This window comes from Planococcus sp. SE5232 (assembly GCF_050686535.1).
In the GTDB taxonomy this organism is placed as follows: Bacteria; Bacillota; Bacilli; order Bacillales_A; family Planococcaceae; genus Planococcus.
In genome coordinates this window covers 130,412-153,951 of sequence record NZ_JBOGCP010000001.1, presented here as the reverse complement: position 1 = coordinate 153,951, position 23,540 = coordinate 130,412, and the positions used below count along the sequence as shown (strand labels likewise).

At 47.8% G+C, this 23,540-nt stretch carries 22 protein-coding genes; 11 read left to right on the top strand and 11 right to left on the bottom strand.

Going from position 1 to position 23,540, the window contains the following annotated elements; all coding sequences use genetic code 11:
- Window positions 1–15: 15 nt before the first annotated feature.
- The 5 genes from ACRC6Q_RS00670 to gnd all read right to left on the bottom strand — a co-directional run bounded on the left by ACRC6Q_RS00670 (window position 16) and on the right by gnd (window position 6,487).
- Window positions 16–447: a DUF4181 domain-containing protein gene (locus ACRC6Q_RS00670; protein ID WP_431465511.1), complete on the bottom strand. Its 432-nt coding sequence runs from the start codon at window positions 445–447 to the stop codon at window positions 16–18.
- On the bottom strand, window positions 437–2,107 hold the full coding sequence (locus ACRC6Q_RS00665) for an FAD-binding dehydrogenase (protein WP_431465510.1): 1,671 nt from the start codon (window positions 2,105–2,107) through the stop codon (window positions 437–439). Before ACRC6Q_RS00665 ends, ACRC6Q_RS00670 begins: the two co-directional genes overlap by 11 nt.
- A gap of 372 nt (window positions 2,108–2,479) precedes the next feature.
- Window positions 2,480–4,024, bottom strand: a complete 1,545-nt coding sequence (gntK, locus tag ACRC6Q_RS00660; RefSeq protein WP_431465509.1) for a gluconokinase — start codon at window positions 4,022–4,024, stop codon at window positions 2,480–2,482.
- A gap of 66 nt (window positions 4,025–4,090) precedes the next feature.
- Entirely contained in the window at window positions 4,091–5,431 is a 1,341-nt protein-coding gene (locus tag ACRC6Q_RS00655; RefSeq protein WP_298831350.1) for a gluconate:H+ symporter, read from the bottom strand.
- Between the two features lie 171 nt (window positions 5,432–5,602).
- Window positions 5,603–6,487, bottom strand: a complete 885-nt coding sequence (gnd, locus tag ACRC6Q_RS00650) for a phosphogluconate dehydrogenase (NAD(+)-dependent, decarboxylating) (RefSeq protein WP_431465508.1) — start codon at window positions 6,485–6,487, stop codon at window positions 5,603–5,605.
- Window positions 6,488–6,615: 128 nt separating this feature from the next.
- Between gnd and ACRC6Q_RS00645 the strand changes: the two genes are divergently transcribed.
- From ACRC6Q_RS00645 to ACRC6Q_RS00630, 4 genes are all read left to right on the top strand, one after another.
- Window positions 6,616–7,467: a MurR/RpiR family transcriptional regulator gene (locus ACRC6Q_RS00645; RefSeq protein ID WP_431465507.1), complete on the top strand. Its 852-nt coding sequence runs from the start codon at window positions 6,616–6,618 to the stop codon at window positions 7,465–7,467.
- Window positions 7,468–7,582: 115 nt separating this feature from the next.
- Window positions 7,583–8,428, top strand: a complete 846-nt coding sequence (locus ACRC6Q_RS00640) for an aldo/keto reductase (protein WP_431465506.1) — start codon at window positions 7,583–7,585, stop codon at window positions 8,426–8,428.
- Between the two features lie 256 nt (window positions 8,429–8,684).
- Window positions 8,685–10,574 (top strand): diguanylate cyclase domain-containing protein, encoded by a 1,890-nt coding sequence (locus tag ACRC6Q_RS00635; RefSeq protein ID WP_431465505.1) that lies wholly within the window; start codon window positions 8,685–8,687, stop codon window positions 10,572–10,574.
- 207 nt (window positions 10,575–10,781) lie between these two features.
- Window positions 10,782–12,005, top strand: coding sequence for a dicarboxylate/amino acid:cation symporter (locus ACRC6Q_RS00630; protein WP_431465504.1), 1,224 nt, complete (start codon window positions 10,782–10,784; stop codon window positions 12,003–12,005).
- A gap of 37 nt (window positions 12,006–12,042) precedes the next feature.
- On the opposite strand, the gene ACRC6Q_RS00625 is transcribed toward ACRC6Q_RS00630, so the two are convergent.
- Window positions 12,043–12,612, bottom strand: coding sequence for a GNAT family N-acetyltransferase (locus ACRC6Q_RS00625; RefSeq protein ID WP_223636224.1), 570 nt, complete (start codon window positions 12,610–12,612; stop codon window positions 12,043–12,045).
- 76 nt (window positions 12,613–12,688) lie between these two features.
- Here ACRC6Q_RS00625 and ACRC6Q_RS00620 point away from each other — a divergent pair, with 76 nt between their 5' ends.
- The gene (locus ACRC6Q_RS00620) at window positions 12,689–13,282 is read left to right on the top strand and encodes a histidine phosphatase family protein (protein WP_223636222.1); all 594 of its coding nucleotides are present in this window, start codon (window positions 12,689–12,691) and stop codon (window positions 13,280–13,282) included.
- Here ACRC6Q_RS00620 and ACRC6Q_RS00615 read toward each other — a convergent pair.
- A complete protein-coding gene (locus tag ACRC6Q_RS00615; protein ID WP_431465503.1) occupies window positions 13,276–14,079 on the bottom strand; it encodes a protein phosphatase 2C domain-containing protein in 804 nt (267 codons plus the stop codon). The genes ACRC6Q_RS00620 and ACRC6Q_RS00615 overlap by 7 nt on opposite strands.
- A gap of 163 nt (window positions 14,080–14,242) precedes the next feature.
- Here ACRC6Q_RS00615 and ACRC6Q_RS00610 point away from each other — a divergent pair, with 163 nt between their 5' ends.
- Both ACRC6Q_RS00610 and ACRC6Q_RS00605 read left to right on the top strand, forming a co-directional pair.
- Complete coding sequence (locus ACRC6Q_RS00610; protein WP_223636220.1) at window positions 14,243–14,587, top strand: heme oxygenase; 345 nt, start codon at window positions 14,243–14,245, stop codon at window positions 14,585–14,587.
- A gap of 98 nt (window positions 14,588–14,685) precedes the next feature.
- Window positions 14,686–15,885: an MFS transporter gene (locus tag ACRC6Q_RS00605; protein ID WP_223636218.1), complete on the top strand. Its 1,200-nt coding sequence runs from the start codon at window positions 14,686–14,688 to the stop codon at window positions 15,883–15,885.
- 177 nt (window positions 15,886–16,062) lie between these two features.
- Here the strand turns inward: ACRC6Q_RS00605 and ACRC6Q_RS00600 are convergent, their stop codons facing one another.
- Together ACRC6Q_RS00600 and ACRC6Q_RS00595 are read right to left on the bottom strand one after the other, a co-directional pair.
- Window positions 16,063–16,473, bottom strand: a complete 411-nt coding sequence (locus tag ACRC6Q_RS00600; RefSeq protein WP_431465502.1) for a cupin domain-containing protein — start codon at window positions 16,471–16,473, stop codon at window positions 16,063–16,065.
- Window positions 16,474–16,555: 82 nt separating this feature from the next.
- Window positions 16,556–17,605, bottom strand: a complete 1,050-nt coding sequence (locus tag ACRC6Q_RS00595; protein ID WP_431465501.1) for an NAD(P)/FAD-dependent oxidoreductase — start codon at window positions 17,603–17,605, stop codon at window positions 16,556–16,558.
- A gap of 132 nt (window positions 17,606–17,737) precedes the next feature.
- Between ACRC6Q_RS00595 and ACRC6Q_RS00590 the strand changes: the two genes are divergently transcribed.
- The 4 genes from ACRC6Q_RS00590 to ACRC6Q_RS00575 all read left to right on the top strand — a co-directional run bounded on the left by ACRC6Q_RS00590 (window position 17,738) and on the right by ACRC6Q_RS00575 (window position 21,665).
- Window positions 17,738–18,529 (top strand): ABC transporter ATP-binding protein, encoded by a 792-nt coding sequence (locus ACRC6Q_RS00590; RefSeq protein ID WP_223636212.1) that lies wholly within the window; start codon window positions 17,738–17,740, stop codon window positions 18,527–18,529.
- 5 nt (window positions 18,530–18,534) lie between these two features.
- Window positions 18,535–19,461 carry an iron-hydroxamate ABC transporter substrate-binding protein gene (locus ACRC6Q_RS00585; RefSeq protein WP_223636209.1) on the top strand — a complete coding sequence of 309 codons (927 nt, stop codon included), beginning with the start codon at window positions 18,535–18,537 and terminating at the stop codon, window positions 19,459–19,461.
- A 201-nt stretch (window positions 19,462–19,662) separates the two neighbouring features.
- A complete protein-coding gene (locus ACRC6Q_RS00580) occupies window positions 19,663–20,661 on the top strand; it encodes a FecCD family ABC transporter permease (RefSeq protein WP_223636206.1) in 999 nt (332 codons plus the stop codon).
- Window positions 20,658–21,665 carry a FecCD family ABC transporter permease gene (locus tag ACRC6Q_RS00575; protein ID WP_431465500.1) on the top strand — a complete coding sequence of 336 codons (1,008 nt, stop codon included), beginning with the start codon at window positions 20,658–20,660 and terminating at the stop codon, window positions 21,663–21,665. Before ACRC6Q_RS00580 ends, ACRC6Q_RS00575 begins: the two co-directional genes overlap by 4 nt.
- A 65-nt stretch (window positions 21,666–21,730) precedes the next feature.
- On the opposite strand, the gene ACRC6Q_RS00570 is transcribed toward ACRC6Q_RS00575, so the two are convergent.
- Together ACRC6Q_RS00570 and dmpG are read right to left on the bottom strand one after the other, a co-directional pair.
- On the bottom strand, window positions 21,731–22,513 hold the full coding sequence (locus tag ACRC6Q_RS00570) for an adenylyltransferase/cytidyltransferase family protein (RefSeq protein WP_431465499.1): 783 nt from the start codon (window positions 22,511–22,513) through the stop codon (window positions 21,731–21,733).
- Between the two features lie 16 nt (window positions 22,514–22,529).
- Entirely contained in the window at window positions 22,530–23,537 is a 1,008-nt protein-coding gene (gene dmpG, locus ACRC6Q_RS00565; protein WP_431465498.1) for a 4-hydroxy-2-oxovalerate aldolase, read from the bottom strand.
- Window positions 23,538–23,540: the final 3 nt, after the last annotated feature.

The window sequence follows — 23,540 nt, the reverse complement described above, 5'->3', positions numbered from 1 at the left end:
GTTCCCCCCTTTATTTTAGATCGTAAAAATAACCGAGACAAAGTCCGGAAATAAACTCACGCCCAATGTGATCAGAATGATAGTGCCCGTCAACGATTCCAAGATCGTATACAAATAGTCGTTCGGGTTTTCCGCGTATTTCTTCTCGAATCCTGCCCGGATCAACACCTGTACTGCCCCTATAAAAGCTGTAATGCCCACAACGTATAGACTGATGACGGGACCATATTCAATAAGGGACATCGATAGGATAAACACAATAATACCTGCGCTGACATTCACAATCCTGTCCCATTTTTTGTGAAGGTCGTTCACATGTTCTGTTGAAAAAAACTTCCTTTTCTCCACACCAAGGATTTTTCTCAAGAACCCATTCACCAGAAAAATACTGGAAACCGTTCCGAGTAAAAACAGGACAAACCGCCAACCTATTCCATCAAAAAGCACTTTCAGAACCCCCTTCGCTTACGACGGCCCTTCCCGCTGTTCTTCCGGAAAACAGGCAGCCGCCAAGAAACGTCCCTTCAAGTGACCGGTAACCGTGGACGCCGCCACCGCCGAACCCTGCCACTTCTCCAGCGGCATACAGGCCCGGCACTGGCTGCCCGGATGCATTCAGCACACGAGCGGATAAATCCGTCTGCAGGCCGCCTAAGGTTTTGCGGCTGACGATATTCAGGCGAACCGCAATGAGCGGTCCTTTTTTCCGGTCCAATAGTTTATGAGGCACAGCCACTCGGATCAACCGGTCTCCTCGGTAATTCCGGGCTCCTCGCATCGCTGTAATCTGCAGATCCTTTGAGAAGGGATTGTCGAGTTGACGGTCGCGTGCATCGATCTGTTCTTTGATCCGTTCAAAATCCAATAGATTTTCCCCGGTCAGGCTGTTCATTCCTTTCACTAATTCCTCAAGGGTGTCCGCCACGATAAAATCTTCGCCTTGGTCCATAAAGGCCTGTACCGGTGCCGTCGCTCCGGCGCGGACACGGGATAATACCTGCGGAATGCTTTTGCCCGTCAAATCCGGATTCTGCTCGGAACCTGACAGCGCAAATTCCTTTTCGATGATTTTCTGCGTAAGGATGAACCAGGAATAGCTATAGCCGGTCTTCTGGATGGTTTCGAGTGTTCCGAGCGTGTCAAATCCCGGAAAATTCGGTGCCGGGAAACGTTCTCCCACAGCATCGAACCACATCGAAGAGGGTCCCGGCAGAATCCGGATGCCGTGTTTGCTCCAGACCGGATTCCAATTCTTGATGCCTTCAGTATAATGCCACATCCGGTCCCGGTTGACGATGCGCCCGCCTGCTTTTTCCGTGATGGCCAGCATCCTCCCGTCGACATGCGCCGGCACACCTGACAGCATCATCTCTGGCGCTGTCCCCAAACGGCTCGGCCAATTCTGTTTGATCAGTTCATGGTTGCCGCCAATGCCTCCGCTCGTCACGACAACAGCCCGTGCTTCGCAGCGGAAATTGGCGACCATCTGCCGTGAACTCGCTTCTCCCCGCTCGGCGTCGCTCGGCTCCAGCAGTGAACCTGAAACACCTGTCACCACTCCGTCTTCGGTGAGCAGCTCGTCTACTTGATGCCTTGGAAGGAATTCGATCAGGCCATTCTTGATATGTTCACGCACCCGCTGCTCGAACGGCGCAACGATGCCCGGCCCCGTTCCCCAGACAATATGAAAGCGCGGCACCGAATTGCCATGCCCTTCCGCCAGATAGCCGCCACGTTCTGCCCAGCCAACAACTGGAAAGAATTTGACGCCCATGTCAGCAAGCCAGGTCCGTTTTTCATTCGCTGCAAAATCCACATAGGCTTCTGCCCACTTCCTGCCCCAGTGATCTTCGTCCTCTTCCCGGTCGAAACCGGCTGCCCCAAGCCAGTCCTGCCAGGCCAATTCTTTTGAATCGTTGATGCCCATGCGCCGTTGTTCAGGCGAATCGATCAAAAACAGCCCGCCGAACGACCACCACGCCTGTCCGCCAAAAGACGCTTCCGGCTCCTGGTCCAACAGCAACACTTTTTTGCCCGCGTCAGCGATTTCCGCTGCCGCCACCAGCCCCGCAAGGCCTGCTCCTACTACAATCGCATCGAATTCCATCCTTACATCCCCCTTGATGTTGAATGATTTAGGTATTGCTTTTCCACAGTGGGAAAAGTTCTCCCTACTGATTAAAGTTGTCTTTATCGTATCATGGGCGTTTGGAAAATTATAGATATTTTTAGCTGTTTTCTGATTGTTTGATTTATTTTGGCGAAAAGTTCTGCCATCCGTGCATATTTTATTTTAAACGTGCATAAGTTCTGCTGAACGTGCGTATTTCATGTTAAACGTGCATAAATTTTCTTAAGCGTGCATAAGATTAGCCAGAAGCAACTATGAAATTTTATTCGAATAAATAAAGAAAATATCCCCAGACAATCAACCCAAAAAAACACCCGAAACCAACTTTCTGGTCCCGGGTGTCGCGTATTATTCCAAATGCTTCCGTTGGAAGTCTGAAATGCTTTCGTATTCTTCTGTCAGCAGGCGGGATAGGCGGATATAGATCGGCAGCAGTTCCCTATAGACACCCGCTGCCGCTTCGTCCGGTTCATGCGTATGCGTCTGGCCGATCATTTCGGAGACGATGCTGAAATCCTCGATTTCCCCTGTTGCGTACATGCCGAGAACGACGGCGCCGAGGCACGAGCTTTCAAAGCTTTCCGGAATGATCACCGGCTTGTCGAAAACGTCCGCCAACAGCTGGCGCCACATTTCCGAACGGGCAAAGCCGCCCGATGCCTGGATGCGCACTGGTTCACCGGTCAATTCCTCAACTGCAAGCAACACTGTATACAGATTAAAGACGATGCCTTCCAGCACCGAGCGGATCATATGCTCCTTTTTGTGATGGATGCTGAGGCCGAAAAACGATCCGCGTGCATTGGCGTCCCATAGCGGCGCCCGTTCCCCCGTCAAATACGGATGGAACAGCAGGCCGTCCGCGCCAGGATTGACTCCTTCGGCGATTTTCGTCAGTACGTCATAGGAATCGATGCCGAGGCGTTTTGCGGTTTCGACTTCAGATGAAGCGAACTCATCCCGCAGCCAGCGCAGGACGATGCCCCCATTGTTGACTGGTCCACCGACCACCCAATGGTTTTCAGTCAACGCGTAGCAGAAGGTGCGCCCTTTCGGATCTGTTTTCGGTTCAGCAGTGACCGTACGGATCGCGCCGCTCGTACCGATCGTCACGGCAAGAACGCCAGGTTCGATCGCATCAACGCCGAGGTTCGCCAAGACGCCGTCACTTGCACCGATGATGAAAGGAATGTCTTCAGGAATTCCCATAAACAAGGCATGTTCCGGAACAATTCCCGTCAGCGCGTGCGTTGTCGGCACTGGGCGCGACAGTTGATCAGGTGTGACGCCGGCCACTGCAAGCGCCTCTTCATCCCAATCCAGTTCCTGCAGATTGAAGAGTCCCGTCGCAGAAGCGATTGAATGGTCGACCACGTACTCTCCGAACAATTCGTGAAACACAAACTCCTTGATACCGATGAATTTCGCCGCCTGTTCGCAGACTTCCGGCTTGTCGTCTTTCAGCCAGACCAATTTTGAGAGAGGCGACATCGCGTGGATCGGCGTTCCTGTACGCAGGTAGATTTCATGGCCATTGAGCTGTTCTTTTATATATTTTGCGTGCTTGGAACTTCTGGTGTCGGCCCAAGTGATGCTTTGCGTCAGCAGATTTCCCTCTGCATCCACCGCAATCAGGCTGTGCATGGCTGAACTGAAAGATACCAGTTTCAGTTGCTGTGCATCAATGCCGCTTTTGCGGATTGTTTTTCGCACAGAGGTCAAAACAGCACGGAAAATTTCCTCCGGATCCTGTTCCGCTATCAACGGACTCGGCGTCTCCAGCGCATAGAAAACCGTATCGGCTTCTATCACGTTCCCGGATTTATCGAACAAAACGGCTTTGGTGGACGTGGTGCCGATATCCACCCCAAGATAATATGACTGTTCAGGCATAGGAGCCCTCCTCTATATACAAGAAAAAGAAAAAGGAAACACGTCCTTTTTCTCTTCAGGTTTAATTTAGATAAAAAAGCTTATGATCAACACTACCACGAATCCGGTGAGACCGATAATGGTTTCCATGACCGTCCAGGATTTCAATGTATCCTTGACGTCCATGCCGAAGTAACGGTTAACGAGCCAGAATCCGGAGTCGTTGACGTGGGACAAGACTGTCGCACCTGAAGCGATGGCAATAACGATCAAGCCCAAAGCGGGTCCGGTCATGCCGACCATTTCAAGAAGCGGCGTGATCAAGCCGGCCGCTGTTACCATCGCAACGGTTGCAGAACCCTGCGCAACACGTACGGCCGTCGCAATCAGGAAAGCCAGAACGATTGGCGGCAAAGCTGAATCGCCCATCATCTCTCCCAATACATCGCCGACTCCAGAGTCGATCAGCACTTGTTTGAAGACACCACCTGCACCTGTTACCAGGATGATGATTCCGGCAGGTTCAAGCGCTTTGGTCGCAATATCCTGTACTTCCTGGCGCGAATAACCGCGTTTTGTACCCAACAGATAGAAAGTCAGCAATGTCGCGATGGTCAATGCCACGAATGGATGGCCAAGGAATGTCAAAATCTCACGCACTGTATTGCCTTCATCCAACAATACACCTGATAACGTATTCAACAGAATCAAAACTAAAGGAATCAAGATCAACGATGTGATCATGCCGAAACTCGGCAGATCCTTATCGTATTCCTTTTGTTCAAGCTCCATATAATCCGGGATTGCAACATGGATCTTTTTGCCGATAAAGCGCCCGAACACAGGTCCAGCCAAAATCATCGCCGGAATCCCTGCGAGCACCCCGAATAGGATAACCCATCCGAGTTCCGCTCCGACCAACTCAGCCACCGCAATCGGTCCTGGAGTCGGCGGGATGAAACTATGGGTAACGGCAAGTCCCGCCAGCAGCGGAATCCCGTAATGCAGAAGCGATTTGCCTGTTTTTCTTGCCAAGCCATACACAATCGGCACCAAAATGATGAAACCGACATCAAAGAACACAGGAATCGCGACAATAAATCCGGTGACGCCTAGCGCCCATTGTGCTTTATCTTCACCGAATTTGCTGATCATCGTAGCGGCTAAACGTTCCGCACCACCCGATACTTCCAGCATTTTTCCGAACATGGCACCAAGGCCGACCACTACAGCGACAAAGCCGAGTGTGCCGCCCATCCCGTTTTGGATGGACGTAATCACTTCATTCAGCGGCATGCCTGCGGCGATACCCACCAGCAAACTGACCAGCAATAGCGCAACAAAAGCATGCAATTTAGTCCGAATAACCAAAAACAACAATAAGAATATACCTGCAAGTGCGACCATGATCAATGTTGAACCTGACAAATCTTCTCCCCCTCAATATGTAACCTCAGCGCCGTGCACTGAAGCTGAAATTCGCTTTTATGCTCCGCGTTGAGCCCCGCTGACGCCCATCCCCTGGTCGCGCCAGCGCATGTCTACACAGAATAATGTAGGCGATTACCTTCTATAGTAATTAAACCGGTAAAGTTCTTCTTATTTTTTCTCTACCGCATGACCGCCGAACTCGTTGCGCTGGGCTGCCACGACTTTTCCTGCAAAGGTATCGTCTTCCAATGAGCGGTAGCGCATCATCAGCGACAAAGTAATCACCGGTGCCGGAACATTCAAGTCAAGCGCCGTTTCCACGGTCCACTTGCCTTCGCCTGAAGAATTCATGACGCCTTTAATGCTTTCCAATTTGGCGTCTTTTGAAAAGGCGCTTTTTGTCACTTCCATCAAGTACGAGCTGATGATGGAGCCGTTGTTCCAAACGTCAGCCACTTTTTCGTAATCAAAATCAAATGGGCTTTTGTTCAGGATATCGAAGCCTTCCGCGATGGATTGCATCATGCCGTATTCAATTCCGTTGTGGATCATTTTCAGGAAATGTCCGCTTCCCGCTTCTCCTGTGTACAGATAGCCGTCTTGTACAGAAATATCCTGCAATAACGGTTCAATGGTCTTGAATTTTTCTGCATCGCCGCCGATCATCGCACAAATGCCATGACGTGCCCCTTCCGTTCCGCCGCTCGTCCCGCAATCAAAAAAGTAGATGCCGTGGTTTTTCAAGATTTCCGCGCGGCGCACGGTATCTTTGTAGTTCGAGTTCCCGCCATCGATAATCGAATCTCCTTCTTCAAGCAAAGGAATCAATTGCTCGATGACCGATTCCGTAATTTCACCGGCTGGTACCATCAACCAAATTGTTCGCGGCGCTTTCAGCTCTTTCACCATTTCTTCAATAGAAGAAACTTGTTTGAAACCGCTTTCTTCGATTGCCGCATGACTGTCATAGCCGACAACTTGATGACCGTGATCGCTCAAATTTAATGCCAGGTTCAATCCCATTTTCCCTAAACCAATAATTCCGATTTCCATTGTGGAATCCTCCTTTGAAATAAAAGAATATTTTTCCTTAATAAACTCATTGTATCAAATATTTTTCCGCACGCAACATGTTATTGTATAATTAACGAAAATACTTCTATAGAAACGAGGCGCGGATCATGAAAGAACAGCAATTTGCGCTGGCTGCCATACGCGGTAGTTACCGCCACTTCAGTGAAAAAGAAAAAAAAATCGCCGATTATGTACTCAACGACCCAAAAAACATCATTCATTTGACCATCAACCAGATTGCGGATGAACTCGGGCTCGCTGAATCGACCATTTTCCGCTTTTGCCAACGCATCGGCTTCAAAGGATTTCAGGCCTTTAAGATTTCGCTTGCTGCGGAAGTCGTGGCTCCTTTAAAAGATATCCACGAAAAAATTGAAGAAGGCGACAGCATCAGTGCTGTCACCGAAAAAGTCTTCCGCTCCAATATCAAAACATTGGAAGACACGCTGCAGATCGTCGACACGGAAGCAATGGAACAGGCAACAGTAAAATTGCTGAAAGCGCGGAAAATCGACTTCTATGGCAATGGCGGTTCCGCCATGGTCGCTATGGATGGCTACCATAAATTTGTCCGTTTAGGCCTCCACGTCTCCATGAACCTCGATTCCCATATGCAGCTCATGGCAGCATCGCAGCTTCAATCGGACGATGTAGCGATTGTCATTTCCCATTCCGGTTCGACCACAGACGTTCTGGATGTCCTGCGGGTCTTGAAGGAAAAAGGCGTGACCATCATTTGTGTCACCAACTTCGCCAAGTCACCTTTATCCAAAGAGTCGGATATCGCCCTGTACACGATTTCAGAAGAAACCGATTTCCGCTCCGAGGCCTTATCATCCCGCATCGCCCAATTGAGCTTAATCGACGCACTTTACACCAATCTGATGATCATCCGCGGCAATGAAGGCAAAAAAGCCCTTCAGGACATGCGCGAAGCGATGTCGTATAAACGGTTGTAGACACCAATGCCGGCTTTTTTCACGAACCGTCTCTGCCCCCTGAATGGTTTCAGCTCTTGCTCACGGGGTATTTCATGGCTATCAGGAAGTTATCCAATTAACCTCATGGAGGATGATGAGCATGAAAAACTTACAAGATACCACTACGTTGCATAACGGCGTCAAGATGCCTTGGTTCGGTCTCGGGGTGTTCAAAGTCAGTGAAGGGGCGGAAGTCATCGATGCGGTCAGAACTGCGATTGCCAACGGTTACCGCAGTATCGATACAGCTGCCGCTTATGGCAATGAAGAAGGCGTTGGCCAAGGAATCCGTGAAGGTTTGAAAGAAGCCGGCATCTCCAGAGAAGAGCTTTTCATCACTTCAAAAGTATGGAATTCCGATCTTGGTTATGAATCGACGCTTGCTGCCTACGAAACCAGCTTAAAGAAACTCGGCTTGGATTATTTGGATCTGTATTTGATCCATTGGCCGGTTGAAGGGAAATACAAAGAAGCCTGGCGTGCTCTGGAGACTTTGTATAAAGATGGTCGGGTCAAAGCGATCGGCGTCAGCAATTTCCATATCCATCATCTCGAAGAATTGATGAGAGACATAGAAATCGTTCCGATGGTCGATCAGGTTGAGTATCACCCGCATCTGACCCAGACCGATTTGCATGAGTTCTGCAAAACACACGATATCCAGCTGGAAGCCTGGTCACCTTTGATGCAGGGCAAGCTGCTCGATCACCCGTTGCTTGTGGAAATCGCCGCCAAGACCGAAAAAACGGTCGCCCAGGTCATCCTTCGCTGGGATTTGCAGAATGGGGTCGTGACGATTCCCAAATCCATCAAGGAAGCACGGATCATCCAAAACTCCCAGATTTTCGATTTCGAACTGACAGAGGACGATATGGAACGGATTTCCGCGTTGAATGAAAATCAGAGAGTCGGTCCGAATCCGGATAATTTCGATTTTTAATTGCAAAAAGAAGCCCTTTTTTATAATAAAAGGCTTCTTTTTTTATCGATTCAAGAACGCTACTGTCATTACCCATTTAACTGGAAATTAATTCTAATTATTTGCAGATTTCTCTCAATAAATTCAAAATAGTGTTATCTTTCTCGTGTATATACAGTAGTATGATAATAAACGTTTATTCTTGAACTATCCCGTTAACTTCCTGTTTTGGAGCTTAACTCATGTCAATTTTTCAAGAGGCAGGGAGCAATGATATATGACTACTCAATTTAAAGGACTTTTAGGCATTTTCTTTATGTTATTTTACACATCCTTTTACTTTTTCTGGGTGCGCAATTGGAAAGATCATGAAACCCTCTTAACTTTGGGGGGCAATATTCTTTCGGTATTAGGCTGTTTCATCGCCTTCGTATGGCTATTCAGGGCATTCAGAAAAAGCTGTAAAGAGGAAAAAATGTTCTGGCTGCTTTTGACCACCGGGACATTCAGTTATTTCATAGCTGAGTTTCTATGGATAGTATATGAAAACATATTAGGCATTGAAGTTCCTTTCCCAGGACCACCCGACTTCTTTTATATGCTGCAAATTGTTTTTTACCTGGGAGCCTTTTCTTATAAGTTGATAAAAGAAGTTAAAAAACATCAATTTACTAAATACCTCTTAGATGTTTTAATTGTCATGACTGTCGCCTCAACTTTCAGCTGGCATTTTTTGATTAGCCCAATTATTGAAGCTGGAGACCTCTCCATTTACTCTTTTCTTGTCTCTCTCGCCTATCCTGTCGGTGATTTAGCTCTTCTTCTTGGAATCGTCAGCATCTACCTTGGCACACAGAAATCCACTTTTACTAAAAACCTGCTCTTTTTATCGATCGGGCTCTTTTTTCAAATAACCGCAGATTCTGCTTATCTCTACTTGGTTTCTTTTGAGCAATACGAGTCGGGAAGCATAATCGATCCGCTGTTTATATTGGCTATTCTGTTTATTGGATTCGCTGGATTCCTGCGGACAGAAACCGTACAGCAACCACGCTCTTCCTTAACCGAGCAAGCGGCTCCACAACAATTGGATGCTTTCCGTCTGTCACTCCCATATATAAATGTACTGATTTTATTTGTCTTCATGGGATCCAGGTCTACCGGCATAGATGTGGTCACCGTCGGGTCAGGAATCTCAATTTTGCTCGTCATCTTGAGACAGATTTTAATCATTTTGGAAAACCAGCAACTGCTGCGCCAATATCATTGTAAAACAGAAGAACTGGATGTAAGCGAACAGCGCTACAAATCCTTGTTTGATTACCATCCCGATGCTGTCTATTCTCTTGATGTAACAGGACGTTTTGAAAGTGCCAACCCTGCTACCATTGCTCTTTTCGGTTACGAAAAAAGCGAATTGATCGGTCTCTCAAGTACTGTTTTTATCGATGAAGAAAAGCAGCAAAGAGCTTCTGAAATTTTGGCAAGTTCATTAGAAGGACAACCTCAAAGCTATGAATTGCCGATACGCAGCCGTCTAGGCAAATTCCATCATTTGAGCATCACCAATATTCCAATTAAGGTGCGCAATAATATTGTTGGTATCTTTGGAATCGGCAAAGATATTACAGAGAACAAAAAGAATGAGGAAAAAATTCAATTCCTGGCATATCACGATCCTCTAACCGGCTTAGCCAACCGATTATATTTCGGGGAGTCGTTAAAAAAAGCTGTAACCGAAGCTGAAGCCCTAAACGAGATATTCGCCGTCATGTTTATTGATCTGGATCATTTCAAGCAGATCAATGACACCCTAGGACATGATAACGGGGATGAACTGCTGATTTCTGTTGCAAATAGACTTAAAAGCTGTGTTCTTGAGAATGATATCGTATCGAGGCTAGGCGGGGACGAATTCACGTTGATCATCCGTGACGTAAATGATTTAGAAGCAATTGAACAGACCGCAGAGAAGATTCTCCAGTCTCTGAAACAAACTCATCTCATTAATGGCTTTGAAATCATTAGCTTGCCTAGCATAGGTATTGCTGTTTATCCATCGGATGCGACCACCACTGTCGATTTAATGAAAAAAGCAGACAAAGCCATGTATCAGGTCAAAGCAAACGGCAAAGGCCATTTCCAGTTCATTAAAGAAACGATTTAAATAACTTCGAAAAACCTCCATTCAATGCTGTTTGGGGGTTATTTTCTGTCTTTTGAAGCTGTCGGCAACAAAATTCACTATCTGATTTCCTCTTTCCTTTCTGGCACAAGCAGACATTTTGACAGTCCTCCACACTCTGGTATAAGTTAAGAAAGTTAATTCCGATAAAACATATAAGATTTATTTTTTGAAAAAAGGAGAGACACGATGAAAACTGCTTGGAAACGATATCTCGACGCTTCATTGATATTTAAAATTACGATTGCACTTATACTCGGCATTGCCGTCGGGCTGATTTTTGGAGAGCAGGCAGCTGTTCTGGCTCCGCTCGGCGATTTGCTGCTGAACCTGTTGACCTTTCTGATCATTCCCCTGATTCTTTTCACTATGATGGTCGGCATCAACCAATCCTCCATCGGCGATTTGGGGCGCATGGGCGGTAAAGTATTCATCTTCTATGTTTTTAGCTCCGCATTTGCCATCATGGTCGGTTTGACGGTAGCAAGCCTCTTTCAGCCTGGAACCGGCATGCAGCTGCAGGGCAATGAAACTTTTGATGTTCCGGACAATCCGGGGGTCATTAATGTCTTGGTGAATATTGTCCCTTCCAATATCTTTACGGCTTTTACCGAACTTAATCTGCTCGGCATCATTTTTACTGCCTTTGCTTTCGGCATCGCGCTGTCCTATATGCGCCAATCCAGCGAACTTGAAAGCTTGGGCGATCATTTGTATAAAACCGTCAATGCGCTGAATGAAGTGACCTTGCTGGTGCTGAAAGCCATTCTCCAATATGTGCCGATCGGAATTTTCGCCATCATGGCCGAAACTGTCGGCAGCCAGGGCTTCGCTACACTTTTGTCGCTCGGAGAAATGGTGCTGGTGTTATATGCCGCATTGATTGTCCAGATCCTTCTCTATACGCTGGTTCTGCTGTTGTTCAAAGTTAAGCCAGGGCAGTTTTTCAAACAGGCGCGTACCCCTATGCTGACTGCGTTTGTTACTCAAAGCAGTTCAGGGACTTTGCCATTGACCTTGACTGCCGCCAAAAACCTTGGCTTATCCAAAAGTCTGTATGGCTTCAGCCTGCCGCTCGGTGCAACCATCAATATGGATGGAGCCGCCATCCGCATTGCTGTTTCCGCCGTTTTCGCAGCAAATCTGGTAGGTGATCCTCTAAGCCTGTCCGAAATGCTGATGGTGGTTCTGGTCGGAACTTTGGCATCCATCGGAACCGCTGGCGTCCCTGGTGCCGGAATTGTCATGATCGCCACAGTATTTGTTCAGTTGGGCTTGCCGATGGAAGCTGTCGCCTTGCTGACAGCCATTGATGCTCTGGTTGGCATGGGCTGTACCGCATTGAATGTAACGGGTGACCTGGTCGGGAGCACGGTGATCGATAAAAACGAGCAGAAACGCAAAACTGCATAACGCTAAAAAAGGCTGCCCTTCCGGCAGCCTTTTCATTTTATTCCGGCAGTTTGAACTCGCTCTTCAGCACCGCATACATCGCCAGATCTACAAATTCACCTTTAATAATCATATGCTGCCGAGCAACGCCTTCGCGTACCATGCCCAGTTTTTCTGCCAGCCGCTGAGATTGCTTATTTCCCAACATAATCGGGGCTTCCACTTTGTTCAATTCCATGTCCCGGAAGCCGAACGAAAGCAAGGCCTCTGCTGCTTCGGCCATCAGCCCACGCCCCCAGTAGTGAGGCGACAGCACATAGGCGATTTCTGCTTTATATCGCTTCGGGCTCCAGCTGACGAAGTCGATGGTTCCGATCATCTTGCCGTTGCTTTTCAATTCAATCGCCCAAGTCAATTTGGACTGCTGATTGTAGCCTTCCAAAATAAAGTTCAGAAATGCTATCGAATCCTCTATCGATTGGTGGACCTGCCACGGCAAGTAATTGGAAACTTCCGGTTGCGAGGCATACTCAAAAAGATCCTCGGCATCTTTCATCATCATTTTTCTCAGGAGCAGACGCTCCGTTTCGATTACCGGCAATTGACGGTAGATTTCCTGTGGGTTCATCTGGAATGGCCCTCTCTTCTCTTAAAGTCTGATTTCAGGTATCCTTTTAACTAGCACACCAAAGGAGATGGCTCTATTGACAACAATTGGTTTGGTACGGCACGGCATAACGGATTGGAACATACAAGGCATCGCCCAAGGATCTTCGGATGTCCCGTTGAACGAAACCGGCAGACAGCAGGCAGAAGCGCTTGCAAACAGGCTTGCCACAGAAGAAACTTGGGACCTGATCATCTCCAGCGATTTATCCCGCGCTAAGGAAACAGCGGAAATCATTGGCCGCAAGCTCCATTTGCCAGTCAGCCATTTTGACACGCGGCTACGCGAAAGAAGCGGCGGTAAAATTGAAGGCACTACAGAAGAAGATCGACTTGAAAAATGGGGAGCCGATTGGCGCAAACTTGATTTGGCGATGGAAAACCTCGACGAGGCAGCTGATCGGGGACTGGCTTGCATCGAAGAAATTCTGGAAGATTTCAGCGGCCAGCGTGTACTCATTGTCAGCCACGGGGCATTGATCGGCCTCACACTGAAAAAACTCATGCCGGATAAGTTCCAGGAAACTTCCATGGATAATACATCCATCACAATTTTGAAAAACGCTGAAAGCCGGTGGGATTGCTCGCTGTATAATTGCACGGTCCATCTGCAGAAAAGTGAAAGCTACTGATTGCTGGCATAACTTGCCGGTTCTCCTATATCCACTGTCCAGGAAACCACAGTCGCGCTGTCGCGGACGTGGTTTTTTTGGATGATTGACAGTAAAGCGGCTACTCCATCTGTTGTATCGACATCCCTGCATTGCTGCCAGATGCTTTCCGGTTCAGCAAATACTGCATTAGGGCATTCCACCAGACCGTCCGTTGTCAGCAAGAGCTGATTTTTTCCTTGGCGCAATTCCCGTATGCCGCTGCTGAAGCACGGAACTTCTTGCTCGAAGGTGTTCACCTGTCCGACCCATTCATAAAATTGGCGTTGATTGAGTTGATATTGCCCAAAAGCGGCCAGCTCAGGATGGAAGAGGTACAATAGGCAATCGCCGATGGAAAACCAGTACAGGTATTTCCCTTTTCTTACCGCGATCAGGCAAGCCGTTTCGCCCTGCACATGCCGGCAGGCTTCTTTAAAGCCGTCTTCCTGAAACAGCTGCATCAATTTTCTTTCCATTTGATTGAACACCTCAACACTAACCTTACCTGATAGTAGAAGAGCGATTGACGTTCTGTGTTTTTCAATTTGCCTGATGACCAATTCAGCGCTTCGGGCTGAATTATGCGCATCCAAAACCATCACGAATTCCCATTCTTCCTTCTCATCGATCCAAATCAGGCATCCATCTTCATTCTTGGTTTGGCCGGCAGCTGAATTTCCACCAAATCTGCCGACCACTGCATGTTGGAGCCGCTCGACAACGGGCTGATCGATGTATGTTCCCTCGCTGCCTACCCAGCTGAATTTCTGCATCATTTAACTAACCTCGCTCTCAATATTCTTACAATTATAATCGACACGAAGCAGATTGGACAGAACATCTTGGATGACACCCGCAGTACACACATCGATTTGAAGAATGTGGTAAAGTTAATATCAATGAGCGACAAAAATACCAAACAAAAAGGAGAGATTTCTGATGTACATCGTAACCAACCGCATTAAAATGAAAAAAGGATTTGCTGAAAAAATGGCTCCTAACTTTGCACGTCCAGGCGCTTTGCAGGAAATGGAAGGCTTCGTCAAAGTTGAAGTGACCATTACTCAGAACCTGGAAGAATATGATGAATTGAACGTCAATATGTACTGGGAAAACCTGGAGAGCTTTGAAGCCTGGAAAACCAGCGACACCTTCAAAGAAGCCCATAAGCGCCCCGAAACGAATGCAGACAGTGATGAACCGAAAAAAGAATCGCCAATGCTTGGCAGTGAACTGGTAATCACCAAAATCGCTGCTCTTATTGAAGCAAAAACTTCAAATTGATGACTGCAGACAGATAGCCTGAATTTGGCTGTCTGTTTCTTTTATGCCCCTACCTCTCAGCCATATGAATTACATTGCAGAACAAGGAGAACTTCTATATGAATACTTCAAAACCCGCTTTATGGACAAAGGATTTTATCGTTACTGCTTTAGTGAACTTTTTCTTGATCCTTATTTTCTACCTATTGATGGTCACGATCGCCGTCTACGCCGTTGAGGAATACGATGCTTCTACAAGCGAAGCTGGTCTGGTTACCGGAATTTTCATCTTGGGTGCTTTAGCAGGCCGGCTGGTCATCGGCCGCACCATCGACAAAATGGGACGCAAACGGACCTTGGTCATCGGCCTTATCCTATTCACGTTGACGACGTTTTTCTATTTCCTGAATTTCGGACTTCCATTCCTGATGCTCAACCGTTTTCTTCATGGGATGACATTGGGGATGGCCAGCACAGCAGCTGGAACCATCGTTGCCCAGATCATCCCAATGAGACGCAAAGGTGAAGGCATCGGCTATTTCAGCCTCAGCGCCACTTTAGCCACGGCTTTCGGTCCTTTCATCGGATTGATGATGAGCCAGTACAGCAGTTATGAGATGATTTTTACGGTATGCCTGGCACTCGGCGTTGTCAGCCTTATCGTGTCTTTGTTCATTTATGTACCGCCGGTTGTCGCTCCATCTGTGACTGACGAAACGAAAGGGTTTAAGCTTTCCGATTATGTCGAGCCGAAAGCGGTTCCGATTGCACTGGTTTGTCTGGCGATTGCCCTTTGCTATTCAAGCGTTCTGTCCTTCATCAATTTTTACGCTATGGAAGAGGATTTAGTGGCAGCAGCCAGTTACTTCTTCCTGGTCTATGCGATAGCCATCCTCATTTCACGGCCATTTACAGGGCGGCTGATGGACCTGAAGGGAGCCAACTTCATCATGTATCCAGCTTTCGCCGTCTTTGCTGCCGGCTTATTCGTGTTAAGCATCACCAGCAGCAGTACGGGTCTATTGGTGGCCGCTGCCTTGATCGGATTCGGATTCGGCAATATGCAGTCGACTACACAGGCTGTCGCCATCAAGCTGACTCCACCCCACCGCATGGGCCTGGCGACTTCAACGTTTTTCATCTCGATGGATGCCGGGCTCGGCTTCGGTCCGTACCTGCTGGGCTTTGTGGTTCCGCTGATCGGCTATAGCTCGCTTTACGGCGTCCTGGGCTTTGTGGTTCTTGCTACTGCCATCCTCTATTATCTGATGCATGGCAAAAAAGAGCGCGCGGAAGCTGCGGCTTTGGCTTATAAATAAAAGCGCTTCTTTTTTCTCCTTGCTTGGCCGTTTTGGTGATGCCAGTGTTTTATGAATTATTATTATTATTAAAATAAAGAAATGGCCATCAAATCTATAGACGATTTGATGGCCATTTCACATTCCATTTTACTATTATCAATCGATAGCAAACCCTATTACTTTTATGCGGTCTTTTTACTCATCTTCGTCTTTTTCAGCAATCTCTTTAGTTTTATGGACTGTCCCATGTGGATGTTCAGGCGGCGCATAAATCGAATAGATTTTTAACGGATTATCGCCGGTATTCGTCACGTTATGCCATTTCCCTGCTGGAATCATGATGGCATAGTCGTCTTCGGCATCCTCTTCAAATGTCAGATCATCCTCACTGTCGCCCATCTGGACAAACCCTTTTCCAGCTTCGATCCGCAGGAATTGATCGCCTTTATGGACTTCCAGGCCGATGTCATCACCCGCTTCAATGCTCATCACAGTTACCTGCAGGTTTTTTCCCGTCCATAAAGCAGTGCGGAATGTATCATTTTGCTTAGTCGCTTCTTCGATATTCACAACAAACGATTCTGCTCCATAATCTTTCAATTCCATCATCAATTCCTCCTCCAAATTTTCTTCACAGCCTTCTATACCTCAGTCCCAGCTGCATCAAACTATTTGGAAGGGGTCTTTCTTACACCAATAATTGCTTGACCAATTCCTTATTGCGCTTTTTAAATACTTCATTATGGGAAGACACCATCGCGATTTTATGGGCATCCGGCTGGATGAAATGCTTGGCTTTATTGACAGCGTTGGCTGCGTCTTGGAATGTCCCGGCAATCAAATTCAATTTGCCTTCATGCTGGAGAATGTCCCCAGCCGCAAAGAGCCCGGCCACTGAAGATTCGCTGCTTAAAGTGCCGGCGATGTAATAGTCGTCAGCGATTTCGATATTCAGGGGGCTATTGCCGAGCAGACTGATGTCGCGCTCGTAACCATGGTTGATGATCATTTCGTCGATTGGAAGTACTTGCTTGTCGTTTGTTTCCTGATGCGTCAGCTCAACGAATTCGATGGCATCCCGGTCATCCGAAGCAATGAGGCGGGTGATATTGGTATGAAGGCAACAGATGGCCGAGCCGTTCATCAGCTGGGTCACCTGCGCTTCATGTCCCGCAAGTTCCGGCTTGCGGTAGGTCACATATACTTGCTTGGCAATCGGCTCCAGTTCGTTGGCCCAATCGATTGCCGAGTTTCCGCCGCCTGAAATCAGCACCGTTTTGCCTTTGAAACGTTCCAGTGATTTGACGGTGTAGTTCAAGTTGGATACTTCAAAGCGCTCCGCTCCTTCAATCTGCAGCTTTTGCGGGTTGAGGATTCCCCCGCCGACTGCCACGATGACGGTTTTCGATACATGCACTTCTCCTGAAGAACCGATCAATTCAAATAATCCTTCTTCGGTTTTCGCTATGGACTCCACTTTTTCGTTCAATACGACTTCCGGATGGAATGTCAGCCCTTGTGCAACCAATTGGTCGATGAGTTTAGCTCCCTGAATCGGCGGCTGTCCTCCCACGTCCCAAATCATTTTCTCTGGGTATACATGGATTTTGCCGCCCAGCTGCGGTTGGAATTCGATGATTTTTGTTTTCATTTCCCGTAAGCCGCTGTAGAAGGCCGAATATAATCCAGCAGGACCCCCACCTATAATTGTTACATCAAAAAGCTCTTTTTCCTCCATCTATCTTCACTCCTGTCCTTTTGGATTTCGTATTGACAATGTAAAAAATTAGTCTTATAGTATTGATTGTACTGAAAATGAGAATCATTATCAACGAAAAAGAGAATAAATTTAGAAAAGGAGGTTTTTTGGATGGTGCGCCTATTCACCGAGGAGCTGAATATCGGCTATGGAGACCGGTTGATTGTCAAAGATTTGACAGTCCAAATTCCAGATAAAAAAATTACGACAATCATCGGTTCCAATGGCTGTGGCAAATCAACGCTTCTAAAAGCGATTACTCGGGTAATTTCGCATCAATCCGGATCCGTAGTATTGGATGGCAGTAATATTGCACAGGAAAATACGAAGTCCCTGGCAAAGAAAATGGCCATCCTGCCACAAACTCCGGACAGTGCCGCCGGATTGACGGTCGGCGAACTGGTCTCCTATGGCCGCTTCCCTTACCAGAAAGGCTTCGGGCGATTATCCAAACGGGATTACGAAATCATCAATTGGGCACTCGATGTCACCGGAACGCAATTCTTCAAATACCATCCTGTCGACGCATTGTCCGGCGGCCAGCGCCAACGCGTTTGGATTGCGATGGCTTTGGCCCAGGAAACCGAAATGATTTTCCTCGATGAGCCGACCACTTATCTCGACATGGCCCATCAGCTGGAAATCCTGGAGCTATTGCAACAACTCAACCGGGACCAGGAACGGACCATCATTATGGTACTGCACGACCTGAACCAGGCAGCACGTTTTGCTGATCACATCATCGCGATGAAAGACGGCAGGATCGTCAAAGCGGGCAATTGCCACGAAGTCATTACACAACCCGTATTAAGAGAAGTTTTCCGGATCGATGCAGAAATCGGCCTGGATCCAAGAACCAAAAAACCCATGTGCACCACCTATAACTTAATCAAAGGAGTCTAACCGACATGAAAAAATTATTCTTGCCTATACTTTTACTTACTTTGCTGCTGATCCTTGGCGCCTGCAACTCCGATTCAACTGCTGAAGAAGCTGACGCTGCAGAATCTGACAAATCTCCTGAAACCATTACATATGAATCTGAAAGCGGACCTGTCGAAGTTCCTGCAGATCCACAGCGCGTAGTCATGCTCACTTCTTACACAGGTGACGCAATGTCTTTAGACGTTCCTTTAGTAGGAGTAACTTCCTGGGCAAAAAACAACCCGCGTTTTGAAGAAGAGCTCGCAGACGTAGAAGAAGTAGAAGAAACAGACCTGGAGAAAATCATTGAATTGGAACCTGACTTAATCATTGGCGCTTCAACTACAAAAAACATCGACAAATTGAGTGAAATCGCACCAACGGTCACGTTCACCTACGGCAACGTGGGCTATTTGGAGCAGCATCTGGAAATCGGTAAAGTATTAAACAAAGAAGATGAAGCACAAGCTTGGATTACCGACTTCCAAGAACGGGCACAGCAAGCCGGGGAAGAAATTCGCGCTGAAATCGGCGAAGACACAACCGTTTCCGTTATTGAAAACTTCGATAAGCAAATCTATGTATTCGGAGACAACTGGGGACGCGGAACTGAAATTCTTTATCAGGAAATGAAGTTAAAAATGCCGGCAAAAGTGGAAGAGATGGCTTTAGCAGATGGATACTACATGCTTTCTCAGGAAGTATTGCCAGAATACATGGGTGATTACGTCATCTTCAGCAAAGACAGTTCACAGGACAATTCATTCCAGGAAACGGACCTGTACAAAAACACACCTGCCGCTCAAAACGGCCAGATCTTTGAAGCTGATGCCAAAGAATTTTACTTTAACGATCCAATTTCATTGGAATACCAATTGGAATTCTTTATCGAAAACTTTTTAGGTGAGTGAGATCTCTTTTTATCAAGCAAGTATCTCAGTGTCAGCGCCGGCGTCCAAGGGCTAGGCTTCCTGTAAGAGCCATGCCCGAAACGGCCGAAGCGCTGTCAAAAAAGTGCATTCTTTAATTTGCCAAATATAAACGTCTATACTAAAAAAGAGGGATTCTGATTTTAGAATTCCTCTTTTAATCTCAGGAAAAGATGATGATCAATGAGCCCTAAAGTTTCCTTTCCAATTAAATTCATCTTGAGCCTGCTTGCATTAGTGCTGACACTCATCGTCTCCCTGATTTTCGGGGCGGCGGACATCAGCCTGAAGGAAGTGGGGCTTGCGTTATTTTCAACCAGTTCCAGTGACGGCATCGGTGTCATTCGGGAAATCCGTCTGCCGCGTGAAATTGCTGCCATCTTTGTAGGTGCTGCTCTTGCAGTATCCGGAGCGATGATGCAGGGTATGACCCGCAACCCGCTGGCCGATCCAGGTCTTCTTGGTTTGACCGCCGGGGCCAATGCCGCTCTTGCTTTTACATTGGCATTCATACCAGCTGCCAACTATTTCGGCATCATGATTGCCTGCTTTATCGGGGCAGCAGCCGGAGCAGCCTTGGTGTTCGGTATCGGCGCTGCAAAAAAAGGCGGATTCTCGCCTTTTCGGATCGTCCTTGCCGGTGCTGCCATCTCAGCCTTTCTGACAGCGATTGCTGAAGGAATCGGCCTGTATTTCAATATCTCAAAAAATGTTTCCCAATGGACAGCCGGCGGATTGATCGGCACCTCCTGGGGGCAGCTGCAGGTGGTTGTGCCATTTATCGCCGTAGCTTTGCTGGTTGCATTGCTGCTGTCGCGCCAGTTGACCATCCTTAGCTTAAGTGAAGAAGCCGCCATCGGACTTGGCCAAAGAACGGCGCAGGTCAAGGCGATTCTCTTTGTCATCATCACACTTCTTGCAGGTGCAGCAGTTGCGCTTGCGGGCAATATGGCCTTTATCGGCTTGATGATTCCGCATGTGGTGCGGGCGATTGTCGGGACCGATTACCGCTTCATCATTCCGATGTCTGCAGTGGCAGGAGCCATTTTCATGCTGCTCGCCGACTTGATCGGCCGGACCATCAATGCACCATTTGAAACGCCAGTGGCAGCGATCATTGCGATTATCGGCTTGCCCTTCTTCCTGATCATTGTCCGTAAAGGAGGCAAAGCATTCGCATGATCCATCCAAGCTTACGCAAAAAACAACGGATTTCGTATTACTTATTGCTGGCGTTGATCCTGTTGACGGCGATCGCCAGTATGGGCTTGGGCTATTCTCCCATCTCCTATGACCGCCTGGTACCGGCAATTTTTGGCCAAGGGACATTCAAAGAAGATTTCATCCTGTTTTCCATCCGGCTTCCGCGTATTTTGATCACGTTGCTGGCCGGAATGGCGCTGGCCTTATCCGGTGCCATTTTGCAAAGCGTGACACGCAATGATCTCGCAGACCCCGGAATCATCGGCATCAACTCCGGTGCCGGCGTTGCCATAGCGGTTTTCTTCTTATTCATTCCGGTGGAAGCAGGCGCGTTCGTTTACTTGCTGCCGATCGTGGCATTCGGTGGCGCACTTGCAACTGCCGCATTAATTTATGCGTTTTCCTACTCACGCAACACCGGTTTGCAGCCAATCCGTCTGGTTCTCGTCGGAATCGGTTTTTCAATGGCTTTATCCGGAGTCATGATTGTCTTGATTTCCTCAGCGGAACCGGAAAAAGTCGATTTCATCGCCAATTGGCTGGCCGGCAATATTTGGGGTGCGGATTGGCCGTTCATTATAGCCATTCTTCCATGGCTGCTGGTGCTGATTCCGTTCACCTTGTACAAAGCCAATCGGATGAACGTGCTCGGCCTCAGTGATCCGGTCGCTGTAGGCATCGGCGTTTCCATCGAAAAGGAACGGCTCGTTCTGCTGATCGCCGCTGTCGCTCTTGCTGCGTCTGCTGTCTCGGTTACAGGAGGGATTGCATTCATCGGCCTGATGGCGCCGCATATCGCCAAATCCATCGTCGGTCCGCGCCATCAGTTATTCTTGCCGCTTGCCATCCTGATCGGCGGCTGGCTGTTGCTGCTGGCGGATACCGTCGGCCGGAACTTGCTTGAACCTTCCGGAATTCCAGCAGGCATCATGGCTGCGCTGATCGGAGCCCCGTATTTCATTTATCTGCTATTGAAAAAATGACAGACAAAAACACAGTAAGCCTCATTAGAGAGCTTACTGTGTTTTTTGTTGCCTGAAAGCATGGGTCAAGCGCTTTCCACTGAACGGATCCACTCTATTTTAATGGCGTTCGTCCATTGATTGAAATTATGTGTAAAACTGGCTTCTTTTTCATTCAACACCTGGGCGTTGCAGAGTACTACCTCGTTGTTGATATGGAGCTTCACTTCATACTGTCCAGGTGCCGGCAAGGAATAGAAAGGCAGAAGCCCATTTTGAGGGCACCAATTGACTGCATAGAATTTCCCCAGCAGCTTTCGCAGTACGGAGATATTCCCTTTTGCCAACGCCTGGCGAATACGGGTGGAACTGATTTTTTCTCCCTCGTATTCTATCAGCTCGATGACGGATACACCGAAATGTCCGGCTCCCTGTTCTTTCAGCGTGTTCGTACAGCCGCTTCCTTTGGATCCGTAATGGAAATCAACACCACAAACCACATGTACTGCATTCAAGCCGATTAAAAAGCTCTGTACGAAATCAGCTGAAGCCAGACCCGCGATGTCACGGTCAAAGTGAACCAAAAATAAGGTGTCGACGTCAAGCTCTTCAAGCACAGCCTGCTTTTCCTCGAGCGGCATCAAGTATTGAAAGGGCTTTTGCTGATTTCCCACTACTGTTTTCGGATGTGGAAAAAAGCTCATGACCGCTGTCGGCGTTCCATAATCACCAGCCAGGCGCTTCGCCTCTTCAATGACGGATAAATGCCCTTTATGCAAACCGTCAAAAAAGCCAATTGCAAACACCTGCCGTTGAAATTGATTTTGCCATTCCGACATATTTTGACTTGTTAAGTGAATTGTTTGCATAAAAAGACCTCCCGCATTAATTTTGCGCTGCTAACCCTTGAGCTACATCATAGATTAAATCTTCCTGTCCACCAATGGCCTTCATGCGGCCCAGCTCTACCAGAATATCCCGTTCATCAACACCAAAACGTTTGGCAGCAACATTGGTGTGCAGAAGAAAACTGGAATAGACACCTGAATAGCCCATGACCAAGCTGGACCCGGTTATTTCCTGTGGCCGCGGCATAAATGGCGCCACTACATCATTAGCCACATCCATGATCTTGTAGAGATCGATACCCGTCTGATAGCCAAGACGTTCCAAAACCGCAACCATTACTTCTGTTTGTGTATTTCCGCTTCCCGCACCTAAAGCACGCAGGCTGCCATCGATGTAGGTGGCACCGGCTTCAACCGCCGCAACGGTATTGGCCATCGCCATGGATAGATTATTATGTCCATGGAACCCGATCTCGCAGCCAACCGACTGCTTTAAAGCAGAAATTCGATCAGTGACATCCTGAGGCAGCATATAGCCAGCTGAATCAGTTACATAAATGACTTCCGCCCCGTAGCTTTCAAAAAGCTTTGCCTGTTCCACGATTTTTTCGGTAGTGGCCATATGGGACATCATCAGAAAACCGACTGTTTTCAATCCCAGTTCGCGCCCTAATGCAATATGCTGAGCTGCAACATCCGCTTCTGTGACATGAGTCGCCACCCGCACCATTTTGGCGCCGGCCTTGACGGCGTTCTGAAGATCGCCTTTTACGCCGATGCCTGGAATCAGCAGGACGGATACTTGCGCCTTTTTGCATTCATCCGCGGCAATTTCGATCAACTCCAGCTCGTCATGTGCAGATAATCCATACTGCAAGGATGATCCGCCAAGTCCGTCGCCATGGGATACTTCAAAATAGCGGATGCCCGCCGCATCCAGGCCACGAGCTGTTTCACGAACTTGCTGTGGAGTGAATGCATGAGACATCGCATGGCTTCCGTCACGGAGTGTCACATCTAATATTTCAAAGGATTTCTTGTCCATTTG